This window comes from Rubritalea tangerina (genome assembly GCF_042683245.1).
GTDB classification, from domain to species: domain Bacteria; phylum Verrucomicrobiota; class Verrucomicrobiia; order Verrucomicrobiales; family Akkermansiaceae; genus Rubritalea; species Rubritalea tangerina.
The window spans coordinates 47,039-72,122 of sequence record NZ_JBHUJB010000043.1; the positions used below are offsets into that span (position 1 = coordinate 47,039).

The 25,084-nt window shown below is 50.4% G+C and carries 28 protein-coding genes; 15 read left to right on the forward strand and 13 right to left on the reverse strand.

What is annotated here, in order from left to right; genetic code table 11:
• Positions 1-77 precede the first annotated feature (77 nt).
• From ACFSW8_RS10470 to ACFSW8_RS10495, 6 genes are all read left to right on the forward strand, one after another.
• Positions 78-455, forward strand: a complete 378-nt coding sequence (locus tag ACFSW8_RS10470; protein WP_377090799.1) for an MmcQ/YjbR family DNA-binding protein — start codon at positions 78-80, stop codon at positions 453-455.
• 74 nt (positions 456-529) lie between these two features.
• A complete protein-coding gene (locus ACFSW8_RS10475) occupies positions 530-1,510 on the forward strand; it encodes a DHH family phosphoesterase (RefSeq protein ID WP_377090798.1) in 981 nt (326 codons plus the stop codon).
• Between the two features lie 13 nt (positions 1,511-1,523).
• Positions 1,524-2,249, forward strand: coding sequence for a tRNA pseudouridine(55) synthase TruB (gene truB / locus ACFSW8_RS10480; protein ID WP_377178180.1), 726 nt, complete (start codon positions 1,524-1,526; stop codon positions 2,247-2,249).
• 15 nt (positions 2,250-2,264) lie between these two features.
• Complete coding sequence (locus tag ACFSW8_RS10485) at positions 2,265-3,191, forward strand: bifunctional riboflavin kinase/FAD synthetase (protein WP_377090797.1); 927 nt, start codon at positions 2,265-2,267, stop codon at positions 3,189-3,191.
• 121 nt (positions 3,192-3,312) lie between these two features.
• Complete coding sequence (locus tag ACFSW8_RS10490; protein WP_377178182.1) at positions 3,313-3,954, forward strand: phosphodiester glycosidase family protein; 642 nt, start codon at positions 3,313-3,315, stop codon at positions 3,952-3,954.
• Between the two features lie 44 nt (positions 3,955-3,998).
• Entirely contained in the window at positions 3,999-5,984 is a 1,986-nt protein-coding gene (locus ACFSW8_RS10495; protein WP_377090795.1) for a DNA gyrase/topoisomerase IV subunit A, read from the forward strand.
• Positions 5,985-6,250: 266 nt separating this feature from the next.
• On the opposite strand, the gene ACFSW8_RS10500 is transcribed toward ACFSW8_RS10495, so the two are convergent.
• Complete coding sequence (locus ACFSW8_RS10500) at positions 6,251-6,778, reverse strand: hypothetical protein (RefSeq protein WP_377085554.1); 528 nt, start codon at positions 6,776-6,778, stop codon at positions 6,251-6,253.
• Positions 6,779-6,887: 109 nt separating this feature from the next.
• Between ACFSW8_RS10500 and ACFSW8_RS10505 the strand changes: the two genes are divergently transcribed.
• Positions 6,888-7,349 (forward strand): RNA pyrophosphohydrolase, encoded by a 462-nt coding sequence (locus ACFSW8_RS10505; protein WP_377085555.1) that lies wholly within the window; start codon positions 6,888-6,890, stop codon positions 7,347-7,349.
• A gap of 8 nt (positions 7,350-7,357) precedes the next feature.
• On the opposite strand, the gene ACFSW8_RS10510 is transcribed toward ACFSW8_RS10505, so the two are convergent.
• From ACFSW8_RS10510 to ACFSW8_RS10535, 6 genes are all read right to left on the reverse strand, one after another.
• Positions 7,358-8,194, reverse strand: a complete 837-nt coding sequence (locus ACFSW8_RS10510; RefSeq protein ID WP_377085557.1) for an alpha/beta hydrolase — start codon at positions 8,192-8,194, stop codon at positions 7,358-7,360.
• A 5-nt stretch (positions 8,195-8,199) separates the two neighbouring features.
• The gene (locus tag ACFSW8_RS10515; protein WP_377085559.1) at positions 8,200-9,132 is read right to left on the reverse strand and encodes a sugar phosphate isomerase/epimerase family protein; all 933 of its coding nucleotides are present in this window, start codon (positions 9,130-9,132) and stop codon (positions 8,200-8,202) included.
• Between the two features lie 11 nt (positions 9,133-9,143).
• On the reverse strand, positions 9,144-9,809 hold the full coding sequence (rsmI, locus tag ACFSW8_RS10520) for a 16S rRNA (cytidine(1402)-2'-O)-methyltransferase (RefSeq protein ID WP_377178184.1): 666 nt from the start codon (positions 9,807-9,809) through the stop codon (positions 9,144-9,146).
• A gap of 2 nt (positions 9,810-9,811) precedes the next feature.
• Positions 9,812-10,318, reverse strand: coding sequence for an LPS assembly lipoprotein LptE (gene lptE / locus ACFSW8_RS10525; protein ID WP_377085561.1), 507 nt, complete (start codon positions 10,316-10,318; stop codon positions 9,812-9,814).
• 8 nt (positions 10,319-10,326) lie between these two features.
• Positions 10,327-11,274, reverse strand: coding sequence for an outer membrane protein assembly factor BamD (gene bamD, locus ACFSW8_RS10530; protein ID WP_377085563.1), 948 nt, complete (start codon positions 11,272-11,274; stop codon positions 10,327-10,329).
• A gap of 85 nt (positions 11,275-11,359) precedes the next feature.
• The gene (locus tag ACFSW8_RS10535; RefSeq protein WP_377178186.1) at positions 11,360-11,716 is read right to left on the reverse strand and encodes a WYL domain-containing protein; all 357 of its coding nucleotides are present in this window, start codon (positions 11,714-11,716) and stop codon (positions 11,360-11,362) included.
• A 99-nt stretch (positions 11,717-11,815) separates the two neighbouring features.
• Between ACFSW8_RS10535 and ACFSW8_RS10540 the strand changes: the two genes are divergently transcribed.
• Positions 11,816-12,811: a helix-turn-helix transcriptional regulator gene (locus tag ACFSW8_RS10540; RefSeq protein ID WP_377085566.1), complete on the forward strand. Its 996-nt coding sequence runs from the start codon at positions 11,816-11,818 to the stop codon at positions 12,809-12,811.
• Between the two features lie 271 nt (positions 12,812-13,082).
• Positions 13,083-14,204 (forward strand): transglutaminase-like domain-containing protein, encoded by a 1,122-nt coding sequence (locus ACFSW8_RS10545; RefSeq protein ID WP_377178188.1) that lies wholly within the window; start codon positions 13,083-13,085, stop codon positions 14,202-14,204.
• A gap of 32 nt (positions 14,205-14,236) precedes the next feature.
• Here ACFSW8_RS10545 and ACFSW8_RS10550 read toward each other — a convergent pair whose 3' ends face one another.
• Together ACFSW8_RS10550 and ACFSW8_RS10555 are read right to left on the reverse strand one after the other, a co-directional pair.
• Positions 14,237-14,677, reverse strand: a complete 441-nt coding sequence (locus ACFSW8_RS10550) for a molybdenum cofactor biosynthesis protein MoaE (RefSeq protein WP_377085570.1) — start codon at positions 14,675-14,677, stop codon at positions 14,237-14,239.
• A gap of 6 nt (positions 14,678-14,683) precedes the next feature.
• Positions 14,684-15,850 (reverse strand): molybdopterin molybdotransferase MoeA, encoded by a 1,167-nt coding sequence (locus ACFSW8_RS10555; RefSeq protein ID WP_377085571.1) that lies wholly within the window; start codon positions 15,848-15,850, stop codon positions 14,684-14,686.
• 106 nt (positions 15,851-15,956) lie between these two features.
• Between ACFSW8_RS10555 and moaA the strand changes: the two genes are divergently transcribed.
• Both moaA and ACFSW8_RS10565 read left to right on the forward strand, forming a co-directional pair.
• The gene (moaA, locus tag ACFSW8_RS10560) at positions 15,957-16,964 is read left to right on the forward strand and encodes a GTP 3',8-cyclase MoaA (RefSeq protein WP_377178190.1); all 1,008 of its coding nucleotides are present in this window, start codon (positions 15,957-15,959) and stop codon (positions 16,962-16,964) included.
• Positions 16,965-17,097: 133 nt separating this feature from the next.
• Positions 17,098-17,640 (forward strand): hypothetical protein, encoded by a 543-nt coding sequence (locus tag ACFSW8_RS10565; RefSeq protein ID WP_377178192.1) that lies wholly within the window; start codon positions 17,098-17,100, stop codon positions 17,638-17,640.
• A gap of 211 nt (positions 17,641-17,851) precedes the next feature.
• Here ACFSW8_RS10565 and ACFSW8_RS10570 read toward each other — a convergent pair whose 3' ends face one another.
• Positions 17,852-18,196, reverse strand: a complete 345-nt coding sequence (locus tag ACFSW8_RS10570) for a rhodanese-like domain-containing protein (protein WP_377085580.1) — start codon at positions 18,194-18,196, stop codon at positions 17,852-17,854.
• Entirely contained in the window at positions 18,196-18,825 is a 630-nt protein-coding gene (locus ACFSW8_RS10575; RefSeq protein ID WP_377085581.1) for a L,D-transpeptidase family protein, read from the reverse strand. Before ACFSW8_RS10575 ends, ACFSW8_RS10570 begins: the two co-directional genes overlap by 1 nt.
• 175 nt (positions 18,826-19,000) lie before the next feature.
• Between ACFSW8_RS10575 and ACFSW8_RS10580 the strand changes: the two genes are divergently transcribed.
• A complete protein-coding gene (locus tag ACFSW8_RS10580) occupies positions 19,001-19,828 on the forward strand; it encodes a polysaccharide deacetylase family protein (protein WP_377085582.1) in 828 nt (275 codons plus the stop codon).
• A 6-nt stretch (positions 19,829-19,834) separates the two neighbouring features.
• A complete protein-coding gene (locus ACFSW8_RS10585) occupies positions 19,835-21,487 on the forward strand; it encodes a GTPase domain-containing protein (protein ID WP_377085584.1) in 1,653 nt (550 codons plus the stop codon).
• Positions 21,488-21,494: 7 nt separating this feature from the next.
• Here ACFSW8_RS10585 and ACFSW8_RS10590 read toward each other — a convergent pair whose 3' ends face one another.
• Together ACFSW8_RS10590 and ACFSW8_RS10595 are read right to left on the reverse strand one after the other, a co-directional pair.
• Positions 21,495-21,749: a hypothetical protein gene (locus ACFSW8_RS10590; protein ID WP_377085586.1), complete on the reverse strand. Its 255-nt coding sequence runs from the start codon at positions 21,747-21,749 to the stop codon at positions 21,495-21,497.
• Positions 21,750-21,763: 14 nt separating this feature from the next.
• Positions 21,764-22,720: a D-2-hydroxyacid dehydrogenase gene (locus tag ACFSW8_RS10595; RefSeq protein WP_377178194.1), complete on the reverse strand. Its 957-nt coding sequence runs from the start codon at positions 22,718-22,720 to the stop codon at positions 21,764-21,766.
• A gap of 84 nt (positions 22,721-22,804) precedes the next feature.
• Between ACFSW8_RS10595 and ACFSW8_RS10600 the strand changes: the two genes are divergently transcribed.
• Positions 22,805-23,806, forward strand: coding sequence for a COX15/CtaA family protein (locus ACFSW8_RS10600; RefSeq protein ID WP_377178196.1), 1,002 nt, complete (start codon positions 22,805-22,807; stop codon positions 23,804-23,806).
• Positions 23,803-25,008 (forward strand): MFS transporter, encoded by a 1,206-nt coding sequence (locus ACFSW8_RS10605; protein ID WP_377090794.1) that lies wholly within the window; start codon positions 23,803-23,805, stop codon positions 25,006-25,008. The genes ACFSW8_RS10600 and ACFSW8_RS10605 overlap by 4 nt, the downstream gene beginning before the upstream one ends.
• The last annotated feature ends 76 nt before the right edge of the window (positions 25,009-25,084 follow it).

A 25,084-nucleotide genomic window follows, 5' to 3' on the forward strand; every position in this document is an offset into this window, starting at 1 on the left:
GGTTGATAGAGAATGAGTTTAGTGTGTGTGTGTGGAACTGAGATATTGGAGACTGGTCAATAAAGTTAGGATGGGGTATGAGTGAGAGTGTGGATTTAGCTGAGATGATAGAATATTGTATGGGTTTACCTGAGGTGGAGGAGGTGACGCCATTTGGGCCTGATGCCTTGGTGTATAAGGTCGCTGGGAAAATGTTTGCGGTGACGGATCCGGGGAGGCATCCGGTGAGCATGAATTTGAAGTGTGATCCCGATTGGGCGCTGGAGTTGCGGGATGCGCATGATGCTGTTGAGCCTGGATGGCATATGAACAAGCGGCATTGGAATACGGTTGTGTTGGATGGCTCACTGGAGGTGGCATTGTTACAGCGCATGATTGAGCATTCCTATGAGCTGGTGGTACAAGGTTTAAAGAAGGCGGACCGGGAGCGGGTGCTGGCGAAGTGGAGGAAATGAGAAGAATGAGGCTGCTTTGGCTTGCTTGCTAGGGGAAGCTGGAGACAATCGCGAACTTCAGACAAGAATTTCCCATGAGTAACAGTACCTTTTCAGAAATCGCCCAAGCTCTCCGTGAGCATGCATCTTTCATCATCATGAGTCACGTACGGCCTGACGGTGATGCTATTGGCTCTCAATTAGCATTAGGGCACGCATTGGAGGAAATGGGCAAGACTGTCTATTACTACAACGAGGATGGCTTGCCTGAGAATTTAGCGTTTCTTCCGCATTCTGAGCGTATTACGCAGCCGCAGGGAGAGGTGTTGGATGTCGATGTGGCGATTGCGTTAGACTGTGCCAATAAGCCTCGATTAGGTGACAATGCCCTCAAAGCTGCGTCACAGGCTAAGTTGTGGATCAATATGGACCACCACAAATCGAACCCTGGGTATGGTGATTTGAATTACATTGATTCGGGTTCGCCGGCGACTGGACAGATTTTGTATGATTTCATTACTGCTGAGGGATTGCCTTTGAGTGAGGTGACGCGTGATGCGATCTATGTGGCGGTTTCCACAGACACAGGGTCATTCCAATACAGTGGCACGACCGTAGCAACCTATGAGATGGCAGCTGATCTGGTACGTCGTGGTCTCAATGTGGGGGAGATCAATGCCAAGACCTATGATTCTCACCCGTATCGCCGCGTTGAATTGACTCGTCGTTTATTGAATACCTTGGTGATGGCTGAGGATGGACGGATTGCGGATTGGCAACTTGTGTATGCGACGAAGGAAGAATTGCAATTGAAGCCAGAGGATAGTGAGGGCTTGATTGATATGATTCGTGCGATTGAGGGGGTTGAAGTTGCTGTATTTTTTGAGGAACTGAAGGATGGAACGATTCGTGTGAGCATGCGTTCAAAGAATCCTTCGATTGACGTGTGTGAGGTGGCCAAGTTGTTTGGTGGTGGTGGGCACACACTGGCTGCGGGCATCCGAGCTGAAGGGACGCTAGACGGTATTCGCGATGCGGTTCTTGCTGAGTTACGCAAGAGAGTGGACGCTTGTTAGTGAGAATAAATCAATGGAAGCGATGATTGAAGAAGTTCCCAGCGGGGTGTTGGTGGTGGATAAGGATTCAGGGATGACTTCGCATGATCTGGTAGCGATCACGCGACGCCAACTGAATTTCAAGAAGATTGGTCACTGTGGGACATTGGATCCTATGGCGACTGGTGTGATGATGTTAGTGATTGGCAAAGCGACAAAGTTGCAAGACCGATTGATGTCTGAAGATAAGGTCTATGATGGATCGCTCAAATTAGGTGAGACGACAGGGTCTCAGGATAAGGAGAGTGACATCGAGGAGGTGCGTGAGGTTCCCGCATATAGTGATGTTGAGATTAAAGAAGGATTTGAGCATTTCGTGGGAGATTTTGAACAGATTCCGCCGATGGTCTCAGCTATTAAAAAGAATGGTGTGCCACTGTATAAGCTGGCACGGCAGGGCAAGACGGTGGAGCGTAAGCCACGCGCAGTACGTGTGATGGACTATCAAATCCATCGGGTTGGATTGCCTGAAGTGGATTTCACTGTGCATTGTACAAAGGGTTTTTACGTGCGCACTTATGCGCATGACATTGGCCAGCAATTAGGATGTGGGGCACACTTGATCGCATTGCGACGCACACGTTCTGGGAAGTTTGACTTGAGTCGGGCGATTAAGACTGAGGATCTCAAGGTGGCCTCGCGGCAGGAGATTATTGATAAGATGATCAAGCTCGACGAAATTGCCGAGATGTTAAGTTAGATCGAGAGGAGAAGCATGATTGTCTATCATCAACTTTCAGAGTTAGCGGAGTTAGGTGCTCCCGTGCATTTAGCGCTGGGAGTTTTTGATGGGGTTCATGTGGGGCATCAAGAGGTAATTCGGCACGCGGTGGAAGGTGTGCGGCGTGAGGGTGGCTTAGCTGGTGTGGTGACATTTGAGCCACATCCGATAAGAGTGCTTGCGCCCGAGCGTGCACCGAGGAGGATTTTGGCCTCAATTGAGCACAAGGCACGTTTACTGGCTGATTTGGGGGTGGATTTTCTCTGTGTGCAGGAATTTACGTTAGATTTTGCGAAGCGAGAGGCCTTTGATTTTATTCAAGACTTAGCTGATTCTACGGGGGCGCTCAAACGCATAGCAGTCGGTGAGGATTGGGTTTTTGGAAAAGCACGTGGTGGCAATGTCCAAAGGCTGAGGGAATGGGGGGAGTCATTAGGTTTTGTTGTCGATGCGGCACCGCCTGTGATGGTAGCGGGTGAGAGAGTCAGCAGCACACGGATCAGGCAGGCAGTGAGGGATGGCAATCTCGATGCCGCGCGTGAAATGTTAGGGAGAGATTACACGGTTGAAGGGACTGTCGAGCGTGGTCGCCAGTTGGCACGTCAACTCGGGTACCCTACCGCCAATGTCGTGGCTCACAATGAGCAGTTACCGCCAGATGGAGTGTGGGAGCTGGAAGCTATCATTGAGGGGAAGCGATATAGAGCTATTGGCAACCTCGGGAGGCGTCCTACTGTGGAATATGAGGGGGCGAGAAGGCTACTAGAGGTGCATGTGTTTCATTATGACGGGGATTTGTATGATCAAGTCATTGAAGCACGATTTGTGAGGTTTATTCGTACTGAGCAAAAGTTTCATTCTGTGGAGGAATTGAAGGCTCAGATCGAAGCGGATGTGCAGAAGGTCTTGAGTGGTGCTTAGTCGATTGCATGGGGTGACTAGAGCTTTGATGGGGGGGCTGATGCTGTCCTTGCTTGTTTGTACTCTATCTTGTTCGCAATCAAAAAAATCAGAGGTGGAGGCATTGCTTGTCTCAGGAGTTGTGAGTGCATGCTTTCAGCCCAGTGAGGTAGATGTATCCCTATATGTTTCGAAACGAGACGGCATCGATTGTTTGAGAGAGGTTTCAGTTGAAAATCTTGTTATAGCGACGAATGGGGGGATTTTTGACGGAAACCATCACCCACTTGGTTTGTGCTACGATGGTGAACTAGTTACGCCATTGAATCTCGACGAAGGTGAGGGAAATTTTTATCTCAAGCCGAATGGAGTATTTTATCTCGAGGGTGGAAATGCGTTCATTGTTGAGAGTAGCCAATTTACGAGAGATCTAGCGTCGCTTAATTTAGCGATTCAATCGGGCCCTCTATTGTTGGATCGAGGTCAAATCCATCCTTCATTTCGAGTTTCATCAAAGAATGCCTTCACCAGGAATGCGATCGGCGTGAAGTCGAATGGTGCTGTTTGTGTGGCTTACTTTTCTGAACCGCTTAACTTGTATCGAACCGCTATGTATATGCGCGATACCCTAGGCTGTGAGTCGGCCCTCTATCTAGACGGGGCGATTTCAGGGGTGTTGACTCCTGTGGCTGGGGATAGGCTGGACCAGAGCTTTGCGTCGATATTGGTAGTGCGGGATTTTGGGGAAAAGGGGGAAGCAAAGGCGAGAAGCGAATCGCCTTGACGCTTGGGCTTGGCTTGTTGAGATTAAGTGATCTTAATTAATTTATGAGTCAGGATGAAATGCCAGCAGAGGTGAGTTTACGGGACATGTACTCGGATTATTTCCTAGATTACGCGAGTTACGTGATCTTGGAGCGTGCGGTACCGTATGTGGAAGATGGGTTAAAGCCTGTGCAGCGCAGGATTTTACATTCACTCAATGAGTTGGATGACGGGCGCTATAACAAGGTGGCCAATGTGGTAGGGAATACGATGAAGTATCACCCACATGGTGATGCATCGATTGGTGACGCCATGGTTGGTTTGGGCCAGAAGGATTTATTGATTGATACCCAAGGTAACTGGGGGAATGTGTTGACGGGGGATAGGGCTGCGGCACCACGATACATTGAGGCACGCCTAACACCCTTTGCGAAGGAGATTACCTTCAATCCTAAGACGACGGAATGGACACCGAGTTATGATGGTCGTAACCAGGAGCCTGTATTTTTGCCGGTAAAGTTCCCATTGCTCTTAGCGCAGGGGGTAGAGGGGATTGCGGTTGGTTTGGCATGTAAGATCTTGCCGCACAACTTCAACGAGTTGTTGGATGCATGTATTGCAGTGCTTCGCAAGGAGGCGATAGAGATCTTTCCTGATTTTTTAACGGGGGGCATCATGGATGCGAGTGATTACCGTGAAGGTTTGCGTGGTGGTAAGGTTCGAGTACGGGCTAGGGTAGAGATTGAGAGCAAGAAGTTGTTGCGAATTACTGAGGTACCTTATGGTACGACAACGGGTGGTTTGATGGACAACATTGTTGCTGCCAACGAGAAGGGGAAGATTAAGATCGCGAAGGTGGTGGATAACACGGCAGCTCATGCCGAGATTTTGGTGCATCTACCAACTGGAGCAGATCCGGAGATTGTGCGTGATGCTCTGTATGCATTCACGGATTGTGAAGTGAGCATTTCTGGCAATGCCTGTGTGATTGTTGATGGGAAGCCACAGTTCATGGGGGTACATGATATCCTCAAGCATAGTGCGTTCCACACCAAGGATTTGATTCAGCAGGAGCTTGAAATCAAGTTAGGTGAGCTCAACGATAAGTGGCATTTCAGCTCGTTAGAGAAGATCTTCATTGAGAATGAGATCTATCTGAAGATGAAAGATTGTAAGAGCATGGAGGAGGTGATCAAGGTGATTGATAAGGGGTTGACTCCATTCAAGAAATTGCTTCAGCGAGAAGTGGTGGAAGATGACATTGTTAAACTCTCTAAGTTGCCATTTTTGCGCATGACGAAGTTTGACAGTGCGAAGGCAGATGAGGCGCTCAAGGCGCTGGAGGACTCCATTGCTGAGGTCGAGAAGAACCTTCGTAATTTGACGCGCTACACGATTTCTTACTTCAAGAATTTACAGAAGAAGTATGGTAAGGGACGCGAGCGCAAGACCGAGATCTCAAGCTTCGAGAAAGTGGACCGTACGCAAGTGGTGGTGGCTAATGAGACCTTGTACATTGACCGCAAGAATGGTTTTGCTGGATACGGCCTGAAGAAAGAAGAGGCCTTGGAGAAGTGTTCAGAGCTCGATGATATCATTGTGATCGGCACTGATGGTAAGATGAAGGTCATGAAGGTTGCTGAGAAGCTCTTCGTTGGCAAGCGTCCTCAGCACATTGCTGTGTTCCGTAAGGATGAGGTAAAAATCTACTCTATCATTTATCGTGAAGGGCGAGACGGTCCCGTGAGGGCGAAGCGCTTTAAGATAGGAGGAGTCACTCGCGATAAGGAATACGATCTAGCAACGGCTACTAAGGGCACACGCATTTTGTATTTTGCGATTCACGATTCAGAAGCTGAATCCAATGACAATGTTGTGCTGGTACATTTGAAGGCTCAATTGCGTCTGCGCAACTTAGCTCGACCGTTCAAGTTTGAGGACATTGCCATCAAGGGGCGTGGGGTCCGCGGTAACTTGGTGACGAAGCATGCGGTTGACCGAGTGGTTCGAGCACCGAAAAACCAAGAATTAGATTTGGGCGACGCTTAATACCAAGCATTTAAAACGAGAAAACCAGAGCGTGTTAGAATGCGCTCTGGTTTTTGTGTTTTAAGGGGCTGAAAAATGGTGCTCACGGCTTTATCGCCGAGCTATGTAGGTAAATTTCGTGCTTTGAGGCTGATTTGGCAACTCACTGCCTTGGTAATTGCGTCATCCCGCGCGTGCGGGACTTCTCACTCACCGCCTGGCCAGTTCTGAAGTCATCTCTCATCTCCTAACGAATCAATGTGTCCACACCGCCTAGAGTAGAGGGATCACTTGATTGTGATTTTGCGGCCTCGATTCTCGCGCCACGCTTTGCTGACGGATTTGTAGATTTCCTTGAGGTCGGCTTTATCGACGACACGGAATTCGACAGTTTTGGCGTGGGTTGTGATTGGGTATTCTTTGGTGACGGTAGTGTCTGGATCGACACCTGCTTTTTCCCCGGCTTCACGGCCGATATCTTTCGCGCGGTCGATGAGGTTAGAGGCAACATTGGATCCATTGCTTTCACCGGCGACTTCGATGGCGTAGAAGCGTGCGAGTGCGGAGCCCATGGTTTCGATATCGACTTCGTGGACGACCATGCCTTTGACGTGGTACGTGCTCATGCTGATTGAGGAGATACGAGCGAGTGAGACCATGTATTGGCCACCGGGCAGATTGGCTTCCCAGAAGCGGGGAGCTGAAGATTGGTCGGTGACGTTATCGTTGCGGTTGTTATTATTCTGAGCGTGGATATGGCTCAGAGGTGTAAGTGCGAAAACGCCGAGAGTGAGGATTGGTAGGATGCTTTTCATGTTGGGTGCTTTTCTACAAGGTACTAAGTGGATATGGCAATATTGGTTACAGGAGAATTGGCTAAAATGAGCGTTTACATTTCATGAGGATACTGAGAGAACATGCGCGATGCCAAAGTACCGCGACAATGTAGCTGCGATTATCCTGAATCGGGAGGGAGAAATTCTGATTTGTGAGCGCAAGAACAATGCGCGTGCGTGGCAATTTCCGCAAGGGGGAGTGGATAAAGGGGAGAGCTTTATAGAGGCATTGCATCGTGAAGTGTGGGAGGAAGTTGGGTTAGAGTCCAAGTATTATAAGGTGATCGACCAAAAGGATGGCTACAAGTACCTGTACCCACCGAAGGTGCGGCAGAAAAAGAAGCACGATGGGCAGAAGCAGACGTATTTTTTGTGTAAGCTAAAGAAGTCAGCACCGGAGGTAGATCTAGGTGATAATAACCCTGAGTTCAGTGACTATGACTGGGTGAGGCCTGAGGAATTTGATGAAGAGTGGTTGCCTGACTTTAAGTTAGATGTCTACCGACAAGTCATGCGTGACTTTTTTGGAACAGAGATAGTTTCTGTCTAGCAGAGTGCTCAGTGGGATGAGGTAGCATGGAGGAGGGCAAAGTCACGGATCAAGGCAATGTAGGTATTTGTTTCATCGAGGTCTCTCCCCACGATGTCGTTGTGACCACGTGCATGAAGGATCTCTAGTTGTGTTTCTCCGGGGTGGGCAGCGGCCAGAGCCATGCCATGATCGGGAGTCACGATTGTGTCGGCTTCTCCGTGAATGACCATGAGTGGGGAATGGATATGTTTGATGCGATCAATATTGGGGAAGCGATCGCGAGGGAAGGGGCGAAAGCCAAAGGCAACTCGGTAGATGCTAGAAATGGGGGAGATCAAGATGAGGCCGGCGGTTTGCTGCTTTTCGGCAATGTAGCAGGAGGGGCCAGAGCCGACTGATTGGCCAACAATAATGATGGATGAAGGTGGGACTTTAAGGTCATCGGTAAGTTTTTGGTAGGCTCTTTCAATTGCTTGGTAGCAGGAGCGGTCACTCGTGTTTCCTGGGCTCAACCCATACCCTGGGTAGTCGTATGTGAGTATGCCGAGTCCTTGATTATGGAGGATATCGAGGAGCGGGCGGATGCTGCCTATGTCTTCAGCATTGCCATGTGACCAGAGCAAGGTTGGCATGTTAGGTTTAGCTGGAAGATGATAGTAAGCTATCGCTTCGCTGTCTTCGGTGGGTGGGAGAAGCTTTAGATGAGGTAGGGTGTCGTCATACTGTGGGCGAGGAGATGGGAAGATGAGGAAATCTCCAAGGCTGACGGCCAGTATGAGTAGGATGACGTAAATTGAGATGATTGACTTTAGGAGTCGTTTCAAGGTGAAGTCACCGAGTGCCCATTTTTTCCAATCTGCCACAAGCGTTATTCTGTAAGAGTTTCAGGGAAGCGTTGCTTCCACTGGACAAGGGCTTGGCGAATATCATCCGCTGAGCGTGTGGGGCTGAGTTCCCAAGTGTAGGGCATCTCTGGGGTAAAGTACTGGAGGAGTTGATCGAAATCGATTTCTCCGGTGAGTGGTACGCGGTGGTCGCGGTCTGGCCAATAGACGTCATGCACATGTGCGCCTATGAGGTATGGCTGCATGCTCGCGAGCCATTCATCGTGCTTGAGCAAGTGGATGTTATGTTTGAGTTGGACGTGGCCGAAGTCGTGCCAATACCCGATGATGGGGTTGTCTTTGAAATGTTCTTGGAGGGCGAGCATTTCAGTCTCTGTGGGCATGTCTTCGTAGCGTGAGCGCGACTCGACGGCGAGTTTGACTCCAAGTTCAGTTGCTTTTTCGGCAATTTCTTCGAGTGCTTCGATGGCACGTGAGTAATAGGTGGTGCCGACTTTAGCGCGTTTTTTGATAAACTTTTCTTTACGGCGCAGGAAGCGTTTTTCCTCGTGCTTTTCTTGTTTGACGAAGTCGGTGAGTTTGTTTGTCCAACGTTTTGGGTTCATGGGGACTGAGCCCATGTGTAGGACCATATAATCGGCTTCAAAGCGGGATGCCATTTCCAGGGATTTAAGGGTGAGATCCATGGCACGTTTGCGGTCGAAGGGCCTGTGAGAGGTGTATTCGTAGGCGTCGGGGGCGTCGATCATGACTTCGACCGGCGAGGGGAAGTAGTTATGCACGCCACAGCAATTAAATTTACCTTTCTTGTAGGCTTCGAGAATCCCGGGCAACTTTGTGATCATCATGCCGTGGCTGAGCTCGATGTTGCGGAAGCCGAGTTCGACGATTTCATCGATAACTTTTTCTCCACATTGGTGGCGAGCATTATTCCAGCATGTAGAAAAGCTAAGCATGAATGAGGGAATCAGGCGCTAGGGGCGATGAGGAGAACGATTTCGCCTTTCGCCTTGTGCGTGGAAAAATGCGCAAAGAGTTCGCTGGATGATCCACGGTGGTAGGTTTCAAACTTCTTGGTGAGTTCGCGGGCGACACAGAGTCGTTGATCCGGGGCTTGGTTATTGAGGATTTCGAGGGTAGAGAGGAGTCGGTGAGGGGACTCGAAGAAGATGGAGGTGTGTGGAGCCTCGCAGGATTCTAACAAGGCCTTTGCACGCTTCCCTTTTTTAACTGGGAGGAAGCCACCAAAAAAGAAGGCATGGAGTGGGAAGCCGGAGCCGACGAGGGCTGTGAGCACGGCAGAGGGGCCGGGTAGGACGGTGTAATCGAGTTCATGCTCGATGCAGGCCTGCATGAGTCGGTATCCAGGGTCAGAGATAGCTGGCATCCCAGCATCAGAGATGACGGCAATTTTTGTACCTAGTTTGGCTTTTTCTACGAGCTCAGGGGTTTTCTGGGCTTCGTTATGATCGTGGAGTGCCATCAGTGGCTTAGAGACACCTAGGTGTTCTAAGAGCGGCCGAGAGTGGCGTGTGTCTTCACAGGTAATGAGGTCGGCTTCTTGGAGGACTTCCACTGCTCTTCGAGTGATATCGCCTCGGTTACCAATAGGTGTTGGGACAAAGCTAACCATTGTTAGAATCCGTTGGCGATCCGTTGCATAATGAGTTCAGTAGTCGCTTTAGCAGCATCAGGGAAGGCGTTAGCACGTGATGTTTGTTGGTTTGCCTCGATGGTGAAGTTCGTGCGACCCGATGCTTGTCCTGAGGCGAGGATTTCATTTTGTGGTCCGACGAGTTTCCAGTCGACGACGATGTACATGTACATTTCTGAGGCTCGTAGGGAATCGAACCGGTCGAATCTGCGCTCATTATAGCGCACGGTATTGATAGTTCCGAGGAGGGTGGCATCGGCCTGTTGGGCGTCGGTGACACGGTATGTGCCATCTCGACCGATGGTGTCGACCATGGAGTTGGTTACGAGGCTGGCGAGGCGCTGTTCTTGGGTTTTATTTTTAAAGAGAGGAACTGCGATAGTGTTTATAGTGCTGAGTTCACTGGGTTTAGAATTCCCAAGTTTATAGCCAGCACACGAGGTGAGAGCGAAGGTGCTGATGAGAGCTGCTAGGAGAAACCGTATCATCTATCTAACTACTGTGAGATTGCAGCGAGGCGCTGTTTGGCCTGATTATGAAGTTGGGAGCCGGATTTTGTATTACGGATGACTTCGTTGTAATAGAAAGCGGCTGAGGGGTATTGTTTTTTATTCTCGTAGAATTCGGCGATACTGAAGCTTCTCTGGACGTCAGCTTGTGCAATTTGCTTGAGTTTTTGTTTAGCGCTTTTTGCTTGTTTTGTGTTTGGGTAGAGCAAGGTGAGGTCGGTAAATGTGGTATTAGCGGTATCGAGGTTACCACGGTTTCTGTTACCTTTTTCGGTTTGGTTGAGTAAGAGGTTACCGACTCGGTAGAGTGCTTCAGGGGCGTATTTTGATTTCGGGTATTTTACGTAGAGATCTTCGTAGGCTTTAATTGCCTTGGCGGTATTTTTGTCGCGTTCCCACATTTCACCGAGGCCGAATTGGGCGCGTGGGGCGGTGGGGCCGAATGGTGCGTTATCGCGCACTTGGATGAACATTTTTTCGACTTTGGTACGTGGGATATCTGATTTGAGTCCGATAAAGCTATTGGTGATTTGGCCGGTGGAGGCGGCGTGAGCGACTTCTGCTTGTCGGACGATGGCTTTATCGTACTGGGAAGTACCGCGGTATTGGGTGATAAAGTATTGGTATTTTTCGAATGCCTGCATGAGTTCACCCTGGGAGTAGAGGAGTTCAGCTTCACGGATGCGGGCATCGGCAGCTTCGTTAGCCATTGGGTAATCTCCGGCGAGGTTACCGTAGGTTTTGATCGCTTTTTTGATATTGCCTTGGTTTTCGTAGGCGCGCGCTTGGCTGTAGAGTTGGGCGGTGAGTTCTGGGTTAGCTCTACCGACTTGGCCGGAGGCGAGTTGGATTTTCTCGTTCGGGTTGCTACAGGATGTGAAGCCCACACAGATGGCTGTGATGGTGGCGAGGGAAAGAGCGACTGCATTTTGCATGCCGTTAAGCTAACGCTTTCCGTAGGAATGCCAACACTGAATTTAGGGTGTTTGGAGTGTTAAAGGAGTATAATAGTGGTGGGATTTAGGCGAGGGCGAGTTTATCGGCTCTAAAGATGCGCTGCTCACGGCGCAGGTGGCAGAAGCCACTGACATAGGCATGTGGGGACTTCCGGGTGCGGAAGATGTTTTCGACAGTGATTTTACGAAGTTGTCTGGGGCTGGATCCACCGAAATAGTAGAAGGCTACGGATTGGTCATTTTGTTTGGCTTGGATTAGTTCTGATAGGGTGGGGTCGATGGTTTCTTGGATTGGGAGACGTGGGTCATCGAGCCATTGTTTGATTTGTTTTTTTGAGGGTGCGGTGTGGGCAGCAAGTGAGGCTTTTTCTTCAGGGAGGAGTTTGATGATAAAGTTGGCGATGTGTTGTGTTTTGATCATGCATTTAAAGATGGAGTGAGGGGTGGGACATTTTGTGTGCCACCCTTTAAAATTTCTTTGTGAGTGAGTTGGAGGCATGGCTGTGGTAGGGGAATAGGCATGAGTAGTTTCGGAGGCGGCAGGACGGCAACGATACGGATGATGAAGATTTTTGAGGCGGTGAAGGCGGGGCGTTATCCGAATTGTCGGAGTCTAGCAGAAGAATTCGAAGTGCAGCCTAAGACGGTTCAGAGGGACATTACGTACATGCGTGATCAAATGGGGATAGAGTTGCATTACAACCAGAGGCTGCATGGGTATGAGTTTCAGGGAGAGGTGGAACAATTTCCCTTAGTGGATTTACAAGTTGAGGATCTAGCGGCTTTATTTTTGGCACGCAGTGCTATGGGGGGGATGCAGGGCACGAAGCTCGCAGAGGTGTTGCAGCCGGCGTTTGAGAAGTTAAGTCGGCAGTTGGATGGGAAGGTCAGCATGCGTTGGGATGCCATTGAGGAGGCATTTACGGTGAGGAATGGGGGAGTAGTGGAGGCTGATTTGACTCTTTTTGGTCGTTTAGCTGAGGCTGTTATCCAGCAAAATGAGGTGAGTTTTCGGTATCGCAGCCTTAAGGACAAGACGTCTCAGTCGCGGAGGATGCGCCCCTATCATGTCGGTGAGATTAGTGGTGGGTGGTATGTGATTGGCTACGACATTGAGAGAGAGGGCTTAAGGACCTTTGCTTTGCAGCGGATGGTGGGGGTGAGGGTGCTGAAAGCTCAGTTTGAGAGACCGGCTGACTTCAATGTGGGGGACTATCTAGGGGGGAGTCTAGGAGTTTGGGGGAATGGATCCTCAGGAAAAGCGGCGGAGGGGGTGGTCATTCATGTTGATGGATGGGTGGCTCGCTTGGTGCAGGAGAGGCTTTGGCACCCAAGCCAAAAGGTAAAATGGCTTGATGTTGATGGAGGTGTGGTGGAGGTCACGATGCAATTGGAAAATTTAAAGGAGGTCACGCAATTGATGTTGAGTTGGGGGAGTAAAGCGAAGGCCGTATCTCCTGCGCATTGGGTAAATGCGGTACGGAGGGAGTTAGCTGAGAGCTTGGAGCGCTATTGATGTGTGTGGGGGGCTAGTGTGGTGTCAGCTAAGTTCTAGACATCTTTGTTTGGTATTAGGTTGAGGAATTGGCTTCTGTTAGTCGTTCCATTCACGAGGCTCGTGTTATTTTCTGATCAACTTTGTTCTTCGGCAGTCCGGAATGCCTATTCAGCACTGCCTCTAGCCATATTGATCAGGAAAATGACCTTTCGCAATCATGTCCATTACTTAGCTGACACCACACAAGGTATTGATTGGACAGGTGGCGATTTCTTTGCCTTGTTGTCGTATGTTCGATCGATTGAAGCACTGGCTGGCTGGCAAGCTGAGGTATATTATGGTGCCGCTTATTGGAAGAATGAGTGTGTGTGCGGTGCTGGCTGAGGGGGCTCAGGAACGTGAGGTTGCGGAGGTTTTTTTAAGGGAGCACATGCCAGCGGGCGATCGTAGTCGAGTCGAGGACGCCAAATTTCAGAAGCTTTGGAAGGAGAACATAGACTATGCTTTGAGGGCGCGTGCTGAGTTTTCGTGGGCACAGCGGGTGCCTGAGGAGCTATTTTTGAATGATGTGTTGCCTTATGCGATTTTAGACGAGACGCGAGAGTCGTGGAGGCCAGACTTTTACGCTCGCTTCAAAGCTGTGGTTGGGGAAGCCAAGACCCAGAGGGAGGCAATTTTACTGATTAACCGAGCGATTAAAGACAATGTTGGTGTTGTTTATAGCACGAAGAGGAAGAAGCCGAACCAGAGCCCAAGCGAATCGATGGAGAGTGGGTTGGCAAGCTGCACGGGCTTATCCATTTTGTTGGTAGATGCCTTTCGCTCTGTTGGCATCCCAGCACGTGTGGCTGGCATCCCAGCGTGGACGACTAAACGAGGAAACCACAACTGGGTAGAGGTATGGTTAGAGGATGACCAGCAATGGCATTACACTGAGTATTATCTTGATAGTAAGGGCTTGGACCACGCTTGGTTCGCTGCAGATGCGGCATTGGCTGATTCTACGAAGCCAGAGCACAGCATCTATGCGAGTTCTTGGAAGAAAACTGGTAAGGCATTTCCCATGGTCTGGAACATAGATTCGAGAGACGTTCCGGCAGTTCTAGTCACTGAGCGTTACGCAAAAGAGCAAGCTGTGGAGGCGGGGACAGAAGTGAGGGTAGAGGCACGATCCGGAGAGGATCGTGTGGCAACCAAGGTAGAATTTTATATGGATGGCAAGATGTTCTTTTCAGGGACGACACCCAAGCCGACGGACGATAATAACGCGTATTTAACTTTCCACAGTGAGTTAGAAGGTGCCGTGGAAATGGTGTGGAAAGGGCTTGATGGCGAGCAGAAGAAAAAATCTGTCTTATTCAAGAAGCAAGAAGACCCGCATGTGATCCGCATTTCGTTAGGGGCGGAATAATACCCTATAGCCGAGTGGGAGCATTGGCTGCACTAATGCTGATGGGGAATACCTTTTGCGCATTTAGCACAATGTGGCCAGGCTGTGGAACCGTCGGTGTAATGCTCTTTCTTCCAGATTGGGACACGTGCTTTTGTCTGATCGATGATGTAGCGGCATGCTTCGAATGCTGCGTCACGGTGGGCTGCTGACACGGCTACATAGACGGCCATTTCGCCAATTTTGAGGTGACCTACGCGGTGCTGGCAGTGCGCATGAACGATGGGAAACTTACCCAGAGCTTCTTCAATAATTCTGTTCCCTTCTTTTTCTGCGAGCGTGTTATATGCCGAGTATTCTAGAGAATCGACGGATTTTCCTTCATGGTGGTTTCTGACCCACCCCTCGAAACTGCAGAAGCCGCCAGCTGTGGGATCTAGAGTGTTAGAACGAAGGGCGTTGTGGTCAATGGTAGAATCTGTGATTTGGAACATGCGTATTTACCAAGGGTAGAATGTGAGTGACTTGGGTGGGATTCCATTGTTTGGGGGGAATTCCATGACTCCATGGCAGCCGGCAATGGCTGAGTAGTCACCAGAATTGTTAGGTGCGGCAGGGTAGAGGATTCCGTCCTCTCTTCGGCTCGCGATCAATTGAGTGAGGTGGAAGTCGTTTAACTTCCCGGCGTAGGAGAGTATGCTAGTGCCGAGTGGGGCGCCCAGAGTAATACGTAGGGCTGGTAGAATGTATCGTGCGAGGCAAGCCATGACGGAGAGTGGGTTACCGGGGAGAGCAAACACGGGGAGGGGGCTAGCGTGGTAAGCGAATGGTTTACCGGGACGTTGGCTTACGCCGTGGAAGATTGGTGGGCCACAGAGGGTGCGTAATGCGGGTGCGACGTAATCTAGTTTCCCTTTGGAGACCCCACCAGTAAGAATGATGAGATCGCTTTGCTTGAGTGCGCGTTCGATGGCGGACTCGGTGGCGTCAGAGTCATCATCGAGGTGATGGTGCGTGACTGTTCCGAGATGGTGTTGGTGTATCGCGTGTGTGATGGCGATTGGGTGGCTGCTCCGGATTTGGAAGGGGGAAGGAGTTTGAGATGGGGGTACGAGTTCGTCTCCGGTCGTGAGCAAGGTGATCTTGGGGAGTTTGGAGACTCGAATGTGGGTGTGTCCGACGCTGGCGGCGACCGCGAGCTCTGGGGCACCGAGAACCACCCCTGAATCTAGCAGTGCATTTCCTTTGTTTTGGTCACTAGATTTAAAGTGGATGAAGTCCCCACCTTTGAAGGTGTAATCGGCAGCGACGTGGGCCTGACCATTAAGGATGTTGACTTGTTCGATGGGGATCACGCAATCACAGCCAGTGGGGAGGACTGCGCCGGTCATAATTTCGTAGCAAAGTTCTGGGGATGGAAGGGCTTGGGCTGGCATGCCTGCTGCTTGGGTGCCGATGACGGCGAATTCGCGGGTGGTGTGGGTGGCGCAGATAGCGATTCCATCCATCATGGCACGATCGAAGGGGGGGACGGGTCTGTCAGCGCGGATTGGTTCACGCAAGACGCGGCTCGAGGCTTGAGAGAGCGGAATAGACTCGACAGGAGTCTGCGGGAGGGTGCTGAGAATCAGATCGAATGCTTCTTGCGGTGATATCAGTGGCTGCATATAGGGATCGTGCTGGAAAGAAAGATGAACGCATGACAGAGTCTGCCAATAGCAAAATGGGATTTTGCTTTTGTTTCTGCTAAAATCGCGACTAGCGTGGAGGAAGATGAGCGTGGAGGACAGATACCAACGGCCTTTGAGAGATTTGAGAATCTCGGTGACTGATCGTTGTAACTTTCGATGTCGCTATTGTATGCCGGCTGAGATTTTTGGTGCAGACTATCGTTTTTTACCACGCGAGGAGATCTTGCGTTTTGGTGAGATCGAGTTGATAGCGAGGGCATTGGTGGGATTGGGGGTACGCAAGTTGCGACTGACTGGTGGTGAGCCATTGGTTCGGAGGGATTTGTCGATATTGGTGGAGAAGCTAGCAAGCATAGCTGGTGTGGAGGACATAGCAATGACGACGAACGCGTCCTTGTTAGGTCGGCATGCCCAGCGGCTGAAGGAGGCTGGTCTTCACCGAGTGACTGTGTCATTGGATGCGCTTGACGAGGCAATTTTTGGTCAGATGAACGGGGTTGGGGCGCGTGCCCAGCGGGTGATTGAGGGGATTGATACTGCCTTGGAATGCGGATTGGGCGTGAAGGTCAATGCTGTGATTCAGAAGGGGGTGAATGACCAAGAGGTTTTGGCCTTGGCTGAATTTGCGCGAACGCGCAAGATTCCCATACGATATATTGAGTTCATGGATACCGGGAACACCAACGGCTGGAAACATGAGCAAGTGGTGCCCTCATACCAAGTATTGGAATCACTGAGAGAGGTGATGGCTTTGGAAGCCGTCTCGAAGCCCTTGTTAGGCGAGACTGCAGAACGCTATACTCTTTCAGGTGGAGATGGTTTTGAAGTAGGTTTTATCAGCTCTGTGAGTAAGCCGTTTTGTCGCGACTGCAACAGACTACGCTTATCTGCTGAGGGGCAATTATACACCTGCTTGTTTGCCGCTTCTGGGCACGATCTGAAAACTCTTGTCAGGGAGGGTAATGGTGAGGCATCTCTGAGGCAATTTGTGACGCAAATCTGGTCTCAGCGCGAGGATCGGTATTCAGAGCTACGGAGTGAAGGCATGGCTCCCATTGCCAAAAAGGAAATGTCCTATCTCGGTGGTTAGAGCGTTATTTATGAAATAGCCATTTTGGAATGCCAAGCCAGAGCTGGTTTGAGGGAGGATAGTCATTGACTTTGAACGGAATATTCTATTTTCTGTTAGGTGATTGTTGTGGATAAACCCCAACAGAGGAGAGATGCATTTTTTTGTCAAACAAGCGGTGCGCACGCGTTTCAAGTTTACGCGCAAGGGGCAAGCGGTTGAGCAGATTTTGGCTGCTCAGGACATTTATTTGAAATTAGCGGACCGGATGACGACGAGTGCTGGCAAGCGCTCTGTGACTGTGCCGAGGATGCTAGGGATTGATGAGGACATGCGGCATTGGTCGTACTTCATGCTGTTAGACCACAATTTGATTGTGAACAAGAGTATCACAGCGAGGATTCGCCAGTTAGTGTTAGGTGAAGAATGTCGGGCTTTAGAACGCTTTGATATCAAGCGTGATGTGATGCCATCTGATCAGGCGGATAGATGTGTAGTACGCTCATTTCAATGTTCGATTGTGGATCACATTCGGACAGTGGAGTCGATGGAGACGCTACGAGGGACAGCGCGGACTGAGCACCCGCTATTTGGGGCATTTGATGCGCATATGTGGCATTGTATGTTTGCCTTCCACTTACAGATTCATGTGAAGCAAGCGGAGCGCATTGCTGAGAGCGTTCGCATCTTTATGTGAACTGTGGTGTCAGAGAAGTCCTCAGCATCATTGTTTGATATTAGGTTGAGGAAATGGGTGTTGTTAGTCGCATCTTGCATGAGACTCGGGATATTTTCTAATCAACATTGTTCTTCGGCAGTCAGGAATGTCTATTCAGGAATGTTTCTAAACCTATTGATCAGGAAAATTACCGATCGCAATTATGCCCATTATATATGGTGACACCCCATTAGTAGCGTGGGACAAGGGGATCAATGTGGAGTGACCACTGATCGATTCCGCCAGCCATTGAGAAAGTATGCGTGTAGCCTTGGTCGCGGAGGTAGAAGACGGCATTGAGTGATCTGACGCCGTGGTGGCAGTAGATTATTGCTGGAGTGTTTCGTGCCTCAAATTCAGCTTCACAGAGGCTGGCAAACTGAGAGAGAGGCACGAGTGTTGCGCCTTCGATACGGCAATACGCGTATTCATTTGCTTCGCGGCAGTCAATGAGCAGGGGGGGCTTTGGGGATTGAAGGAGGGCACGACAGCTTGTTACATCGAGCTCGTTAGTATGTGTGGGATCTGGGAGCATTACTCTACGATCACCGGTGTGCCGAGCGGGGTGTTATGGAAGAAGACCTTAGCCATGTGGTCAGGCATGCGGACGCAGCCATGAGAGGCTGGGTAGCCAGGTAAGAAGCCTGCGTGCATGCCAATGGCTCCATTGAAGCGCATGAAATGTGGCATCGGGGCGTTGACAAAGACTTGTCCTTTTTTGGCGCGGTGGCGTCGTGTGTCAGCATCGCTGATAATGGTTTGGCCGGTTTCGACATCTTTGATGACGCCATAGAGAGAAGACTTATGGTCTACTTCTTTTTGTGTGACTTTGAATCTCCCGCGTGGGGTGCCATGGCCGTCCGTACCCGTTGAGATGGGAGTGACACCTACGAGAGTGCTGCCCTTGTAGTAGTAGGCGCGCTGGTCGTCGAGGTTGATGCGAATTTTGGGTGAGCCGGTGACGCCGTCTCCATCCCAATATCCGCGTGGTGCATTTTGTCCATTGTGGGTAATGGGTGCTTGGCCTGGTTGGGTTTGGTCGAAGCCTGATAGGTAGCTGTCACCTCCGTACTTGGAAGTACCTTGGTAATATGGGTCAGTGGGATAGCAAGAGGAGAGTACTACGAGAAAAGCGATTCCGATGAGAGCTAAGAGAGATTTCATATGCTTCGAGTTGTTAGGAGTATAAATTGGGGGCTCTTGGGGTCAAGAAGCCTCTCAATATAATAGATTTGATAGATAAGTGCAACAGGATAAGGATGATAGATGGGCGTCGGGAATCTTTTGTGGTTGATGCGTGACAGCTGATATAATCTCTATTAATGAAAGGTATAGTTTTATGATGAATCATTTCTTACGCCCGATTGGGAAATCTCTTTCAGTACTGACCATTGCCATTGGCTTGGCGAGTTGTGCCAACAAAGATGGCAAAGATGAGGCAGCAGCATCGGCTGCATTGGGGAAGAACCCAGGGTATGGGAATGTGAGCGCACGCGGGCCAGTACCACAGAATCCCGACATGCGTCTTTCATCTGACATATCAGGCTCATCGCGTGTGACGGTGACACATGGATCGCGTTCTCAGAAATTGATAGCCTTGACCTTTGATGATGGGCCGAATCCTGCGCATACGCCGAGGTTGTTGGATATGTTGCGTCGCCGCAACGTGAAAGCGACCTTTTACGTGATTGGTGAGCGTGCTGCCAACCATCCTGACATCATCCGACGGATAGTGAATGAGGGCCATGAGATCGGCAACCATACCTGGACACATAGGAATTTGAAGACCCTGAGCGACTCGCAAGTCCGCTGGGAATTTGACAAGACAAGGGATGCGATTGTCAGGGCATCTGGGGTTCAGCCACGGACGATGCGTCCGCCGTATGGATCGATGCACCAATCCCAGCGTGAATGGGTATTTCGTGAGTATGGTTATCCTACGGTGATGTGGGATGTGGACCCATTGGATTGGAAGAAACCTGGACCGAGTGTGGTGGCGAACCGTTTGGTGAAGGGGACACGGAATGGGTCGATATTATTGGTACATGATTTGCATGGAAGTTCTGTAGATGCGATGCCTCAGGCGATCGACACGCTCTTGCGGCAAGGGTATCAATTTGTGACGGTTTCTCAATTGATTGCGCAAAAATCTGTGGCTGCACGTTAAGTTTGAATGCTGGGGGAGGACTACTTAGAGACGCGCGATGCGTTGATTGATTTGATTCGCCTGACGCGGGCTTTGGCGAAGCGTTCCAAGACGGCTATTGATGAGTCTGAGGAGAGCATGGAGGAGAGCTTGAAGCGGCCGTATCGCTTTGTTGTGATTGGTGAGACGGCGGCAGGGAAGACGCGATTTTTAGAGAAGCTCACTGGCGTGGGGCTTTCTCATCTTGAGCAAGGGTCTCCCTCGGTGGCGATTATTCGGGATTCAGGTTATCGGGTTTTTGATAAAGCTGAGGACCCTTGTGAGAAGCACTATACGACCCGGCTCAAGGGGTTTGAGCTCGTTGAGGTACATGGTTATAGTAGGCTGAGTGAGGATCAGCTGGCAGCGATGCGCTATCTAATGGATGGGGCCGATTTTGTATTTTGGTTATTTCCTGCAGAAAACCCGTGGTCTGCCTCTACGTGGGATTCGGTTGAGCGCGATTATGCGCATGCGGCGATGAAGTCGGCATTATTGCTTCATCAAGCTGACCGGCGCGACGATGCGGATACGCCGATGTTGATGGGGCATATGAAGGAACTGTGTGAGAAGCGGGTGGAGAGGACGCTCCCGATCTTTGCGACAAGCATCCATGCGGATGAAGGCATGCAGGCGTGTTTTGAATATGTGAACCTGACCTTGAACCGTTCGGTGGACAGGCGGCGTGAGTTACGCAATGTGTACAAGCAATGCTATGCTTTGTTAGGTAGGACGGAAGAGAATATTGATGACCGCTCACGAAGTTTAGCTGGAGATCAGGAATTTTTGCAATCGATTGAGGCTCAGATTGACCGCATGCGCGAGGAAGAGGTGAGGCATGTGATTCAGAATATGAGCCAGCTCAGCAAGTTACTCGCTAGCCAAGTGAAGCGCATTGTGCGCTTCACGAGTTTGAGGACTGGGGTGGTAGCGAGTCACTTTGCTATTTTTGGGAGTGGTGACACAGCCAGCAAATGCGAACGATATATGATTGATCGTGTGCGAGCTGAGGCTGAGGAATATGCGCGGAAAGAATCGGGCAAGATGCGTCAGCAATGTAGGGAGAAGTGGCAGGAGATGCGGCCACATTTAGAAGATAGGCTCACGATCGATGTGGGGGATTTTAGCGAAGAGAGTTTTGACATACAGGAGGAGGCATTTGTGGAGGGGATGTCAAAGGCGGTAGGGCAGTCCCTGCTGCATCTTAAGCTCAGGAGGTTTTTGGACGTGTTAGTGATGCGCAGGTACCACGTGATGCGCAAGTGTGTGAAGTGGGCTCTCTTTTTTATTAGTTTGGGAGCGCTGTTAGGTTACCTAGGGAGTGAGCCGCTGGGCGTGCTGCCCTTGTGCGTTGTAGGGCTTGGAACCGGTCTGTTAGTGATGAGTGTTATCTACAGCAGAAAGACTGGGTGGCAGTTAAGGCGCAGTTTTGCAGAATCGCTGGAGGATGCAGTTCCGGCGCTACGGAAGGCATTGCGCGAGGGCTACATTGACAGGGTGCGGGCTTATTACAACGGTTACACGCCGATGTTCGAGAGCATGCGAAGGTTAATTTCAGATGCCAAAACCGAGCTGGTTCCCCAGCAAAAAATTGCTGGCCAGCTTTTCTTACGTTTGAAGTCGTTAGAGCAGGAAATATAGAATGGGGCTATGCTTCGGGTAAGTCAGGGAGTGCGTTGAGGAGTTCCTGATAACGTAGTTCGTCGAAGTTTCGTTTGTCGATGAACATGCGATTGGACTCATCAGCGAGGCAGAGAGCGATCATGCGCAGCGCGAGAGCATCGTCGATATCATCAAGCTTGAGCAAGCGTTGGTAGGTTTTACGGACGTAGGTGGTGTCTTTTGATTGGAGTTGTTCCTCGACGGCGGGCACGAGTGAGTCAACGAGTTCTGTTTCTTCCATGATAGTAAAAAGGTTTAAACGATGCGGTTATTGGGGCTACCAGCGACAAAGGAATCAATATTCTTTGTGACTCCGGCGAGCAAGCGCGTGCGGGCTTCGATGGTACTCCAGGCGGTGTGTGGGGTGATACTGAGTTGAGGGTGTTTGCAGAGAATGAGGGGGTTGTCTGCAGCTGGGGGTTCGGTGGAAAGAACATCGAGTCCGGCACCGGCGATTTGACCTGAGTTGAGTGCCTCAGCGAGGTCGGCTTCATGGATAAGGGGGCCACGGCCAGTATTCACGAGGAAGGCAGTGGGTTTCATAAGGCTGAGGGATTCTTTATTGATCATTCCCTCGGTAGCTGGGGTGAGTGGGCAGTGAAGCGAAACAAAGTCCGAGCTGCTGAAGAAGAGAGCGTGTTCAAGTCTGGGAAGTTCTGGGAGGGTTTGGTTGCTAGAGCCTTCGCGGGCGAGCACCTGTACGTGCATGCCAAAGGATTGCGCAATTTTTGCGGTGGCGGCGCCAATTTCACCGAGTCCTGCAATTCCGAGTGTCTTTCCGCTGAGGTCGAAGCATGGGTGTGCGAGGCTCGTGAAGGTGGGGAAGTTTGGCCAGTTGCGGGATTCGGCATTAAATTGGGGGATTTGGGTCGCAAAGTTGAGGATGAATGTGAAGACGTGCTGGGCGACTGAGGGTGTTGAATAGCCTGCGACATTGGATACGACGACTTGGTGGCTTTTAGCGGCATCGAGATCGATTTGGTTGACGCCTGTGGCGCAGGAGACAATGAGTTTGAGCTTGGGAGCATGGGCAATTGTTTCAGCGCTCATGAGTGCTTTATTGGTGATGACGATGTCGGCATCATGGATGCGTTGTGCGACTTGGTCGGGCGGGGTGACTGGGTAGGTCGTGAGCGTCCCATGGCGCTGGAGGGGGCTGAGATCGAGTTCACCGCTGTGCAATGTAGAGGCGTCGAGGAAGACAATATGCATGGGCGGGAGTTTGTTGGACAATAGAGGATCAAACAAGACAAAGTATCACTTGTGCAGTCAATATTGCTGGGCTATGGCTGCAGCATGAGCACCTTTCAGAAAGTGGCACTTGCGGCATTGGTATTCACTTTATTTTTGATGTTTGTGGGGGCGATTGTGCGAGCGACTGGCGCGGGAATGGGATGTCCAGATTGGCCTAAGTGCTGGGGGCAATATATTCCTCCGACTTCGGTTGAGGAGATTGATGCGGATTCACTTCCGATTGAGCGTTACAAGGAGAAAGCTGAACGTTACGGGCGGAATCCTGATGAAGTGACGCGTGAGAATGTGTTGGCGGAGTTTAACCCAACCCACACGTGGACTGAGTTCATCAACCGTCTGTGTTCATTACCGATTGGGCTTTTTACGTTGCTGACACTGGTGCTGTCATTCAAGTTTGTGAAGAAGAGGCCACTGATTCCTATTTTGGCGGTTGTAGCCACATTTTTAGTGGGATTGAATGCTTGGATGGGAGCCAGGATTGTTTATTCAGGTTTGAAGCCTGGAACCATCACCACGCATATGGCACTGGCAGTTTTGTTGATTTGTGTGCAAGTCGGCATTGTGTGGTTAGGGCGTGAGGAAACGTGGAAGCTCAAGGTGACGCAGCTTGGAAGAAAGCTGAAGTGGGTGGGGCTGGTAGCCTTTTTATTCATCATTTTAGAGGGCATTATGGGGTCACAGGTTAGAGAAATGACCGATGCCTTAAAGAAGTCCCACGGCGACGCGCCGCGGATTGAGTGGTCAGCTGAGCTCGAGCAGACATGGATGTATTTGGTTCATCGCAGTTTTTCTTGGGCAGTTTTGGTCACGAGCATTTTATTTTACATCGCGAGCCGCAATTTCAGGGTTGGGGGTGCTGGTTGGCATGAGAAGGTGATTTTGGGCATTGTGATTGCTCAGATGGTATTAGGTTTGGTGCTTTCGCAAGTGGGCGTGCTACCAGTTGTTCAGGTATTGCACATTGGTCTTTCATCCTTATTGGTAGCGGTATTTTTCCATTGGTTACTGGCAGCATTTGCTAGAGTGCCGAGTATTCGCGTATGAGTGAGGAAGTCGCAGAAAAGAACTGGAAGCGCACCTTTAGCCTCGACCTATTGCGCTCGGTGCCGATGGGCATCTCCGAGACGGTAGCGAGCACCTTTGCCATGTTTGTGGCGGTCGGCTTGCTCGACGTGGGCACGCTGTCGAAGTCGATTATCATAGCGGGTCCTGCACTGGGCATGATCCTGAGCATGTTTTCGGTTGCGATGGTGCGGCGGGTGGGGCTTTCAGCGAATGTTGCGGCGGCCCTTGGCTGGGTGGTTTCAGCTATCAGCTATGGGGTGGTGGCTATGCATGCGCAGAACCAAGTGCTGTTTGTGGTTTGCATGGTGGTTTCGAGTTTATCCCACACGCTAGCTTTGCCACTGCAGGCGCAGATTTACCGACAGCATTACCCGAGTCGCGTGCGGGGACGCCTTTTCTCTACCGTTGGGATGATCAGAGCGGCTGTAGCTGCCAGCTTTGGCTATTTTGCGGGGCTTTGGTTACTGGACCAGGGTGTGGATTACGCTCCACTTTTCTGGGTTTTTAGCGTGGCTAACCTCGGCAAGGCTGGATGTACCCTGGCTATGAATAGGGTGTATTTACGCAAGTCGCAAAAGCTCTCGTTGTTGGATGCCTTTGGCCACCTGCGCGATGACCTTGTGTTTCGCAAGTTGATCGTATCGTGGATGATTCTTGGGTTTGGAAACCTGCTGTGTATGGCATTATTCGTGGAGTATATCACCAATCCGAGCTACGGCTTTGGTTATGGGGCTGAGAAGGTGAGTTTGATCACAACAACGGTGCCGATGTCGATTTTCATTGTGTCGATTTTTGCGTGGGGGGCGATTTACGACAAGATGGAGTTTTATCGGCTTCGAGTGCTTACGAATGTCTTCTTTTTCCTTGGCTTGTTAGTGTATTTTTTAGTGCCAAGTTTTTGGGGCTTAGTGATCGGGATTTCGCTGCACGGGATTGGCAAAGCTGGGGGGAATGTGTTGTGGAGTTTGTGGACGACGAAGTTTGCACCAGCAGAGAAGGTGGGGGAATACATGAGCGTGCATACTTTTTTTACAGGTGTGCGTGGAGTGATCTCAGCTTTCTTGGCATTTGCGATAGCCAAGACACTGGGACCACAGGTGGTTGCCTATATCGGTGCAAGTTGCATTTTGATTGCTTCCCTCATGTTGCTGCCTGAGTTGAAGGCGAACTGGAAGAAGTAGGGGACGGTAGTGAATGGCACGTAGTTAAGCGGCACTTCGCTTGGCTCCTCGATGTGAAATTTCTCTGAATGTGTGT

What these genes read in the sequence shown, in the direction of transcription:
- ACFSW8_RS10585 (WP_377085584.1), top strand. Translation starts at nt 19,835, where the DNA reads ATGCTGGGGGAGGACTACTTAGAGACGCGCGATGCGTTGATTGATTTG.
- ACFSW8_RS10605 (WP_377090794.1), top strand. Translation starts at nt 23,803, where the DNA reads ATGAGTGAGGAAGTCGCAGAAAAGAACTGGAAGCGCACCTTTAGCCTC.
- ACFSW8_RS10545 (WP_377178188.1), top strand. Translation starts at nt 13,083, where the DNA reads ATGTTCGATCGATTGAAGCACTGGCTGGCTGGCAAGCTGAGGTATATT.
- ACFSW8_RS10540 (WP_377085566.1), top strand. Translation starts at nt 11,816, where the DNA reads ATGAGTAGTTTCGGAGGCGGCAGGACGGCAACGATACGGATGATGAAG.
- ACFSW8_RS10470 (WP_377090799.1), top strand. Translation starts at nt 78, where the DNA reads ATGAGTGAGAGTGTGGATTTAGCTGAGATGATAGAATATTGTATGGGT.
- ACFSW8_RS10565 (WP_377178192.1), top strand. Translation starts at nt 17,098, where the DNA reads ATGCATTTTTTTGTCAAACAAGCGGTGCGCACGCGTTTCAAGTTTACG.
- ACFSW8_RS10550 (WP_377085570.1), bottom strand. Translation starts at nt 14,677, where the DNA reads ATGTTCCAAATCACAGATTCTACCATTGACCACAACGCCCTTCGTTCT.
- ACFSW8_RS10570 (WP_377085580.1), bottom strand. Translation starts at nt 18,196, where the DNA reads ATGCTCCCAGATCCCACACATACTAACGAGCTCGATGTAACAAGCTGT.
- ACFSW8_RS10595 (WP_377178194.1), bottom strand. Translation starts at nt 22,720, where the DNA reads ATGCATATTGTCTTCCTCGACGCCTCTACATTGCACAGCGGTGAACTC.
- ACFSW8_RS10515 (WP_377085559.1), bottom strand. Translation starts at nt 9,132, where the DNA reads ATGCTTAGCTTTTCTACATGCTGGAATAATGCTCGCCACCAATGTGGA.
- bamD (WP_377085563.1), bottom strand. Translation starts at nt 11,274, where the DNA reads ATGCAAAATGCAGTCGCTCTTTCCCTCGCCACCATCACAGCCATCTGT.
- ACFSW8_RS10575 (WP_377085581.1), bottom strand. Translation starts at nt 18,825, where the DNA reads ATGAAATCTCTCTTAGCTCTCATCGGAATCGCTTTTCTCGTAGTACTC.
- ACFSW8_RS10505 (WP_377085555.1), top strand. Translation starts at nt 6,888, where the DNA reads ATGCCAAAGTACCGCGACAATGTAGCTGCGATTATCCTGAATCGGGAG.
- lptE (WP_377085561.1), bottom strand. Translation starts at nt 10,318, where the DNA reads ATGATACGGTTTCTCCTAGCAGCTCTCATCAGCACCTTCGCTCTCACC.
- ACFSW8_RS10485 (WP_377090797.1), top strand. Translation starts at nt 2,265, where the DNA reads ATGATTGTCTATCATCAACTTTCAGAGTTAGCGGAGTTAGGTGCTCCC.
- ACFSW8_RS10600 (WP_377178196.1), top strand. Translation starts at nt 22,805, where the DNA reads ATGAGCACCTTTCAGAAAGTGGCACTTGCGGCATTGGTATTCACTTTA.
- ACFSW8_RS10590 (WP_377085586.1), bottom strand. Translation starts at nt 21,749, where the DNA reads ATGGAAGAAACAGAACTCGTTGACTCACTCGTGCCCGCCGTCGAGGAA.
- rsmI (WP_377178184.1), bottom strand. Translation starts at nt 9,809, where the DNA reads ATGGTTAGCTTTGTCCCAACACCTATTGGTAACCGAGGCGATATCACT.
- ACFSW8_RS10500 (WP_377085554.1), bottom strand. Translation starts at nt 6,778, where the DNA reads ATGAAAAGCATCCTACCAATCCTCACTCTCGGCGTTTTCGCACTTACA.
- ACFSW8_RS10555 (WP_377085571.1), bottom strand. Translation starts at nt 15,850, where the DNA reads ATGCAGCCACTGATATCACCGCAAGAAGCATTCGATCTGATTCTCAGC.
- ACFSW8_RS10495 (WP_377090795.1), top strand. Translation starts at nt 3,999, where the DNA reads ATGAGTCAGGATGAAATGCCAGCAGAGGTGAGTTTACGGGACATGTAC.
- truB (WP_377178180.1), top strand. Translation starts at nt 1,524, where the DNA reads ATGGAAGCGATGATTGAAGAAGTTCCCAGCGGGGTGTTGGTGGTGGAT.
- ACFSW8_RS10475 (WP_377090798.1), top strand. Translation starts at nt 530, where the DNA reads ATGAGTAACAGTACCTTTTCAGAAATCGCCCAAGCTCTCCGTGAGCAT.
- moaA (WP_377178190.1), top strand. Translation starts at nt 15,957, where the DNA reads ATGAGCGTGGAGGACAGATACCAACGGCCTTTGAGAGATTTGAGAATC.
- ACFSW8_RS10580 (WP_377085582.1), top strand. Translation starts at nt 19,001, where the DNA reads ATGATGAATCATTTCTTACGCCCGATTGGGAAATCTCTTTCAGTACTG.
- ACFSW8_RS10535 (WP_377178186.1), bottom strand. Translation starts at nt 11,716, where the DNA reads ATGATCAAAACACAACACATCGCCAACTTTATCATCAAACTCCTCCCT.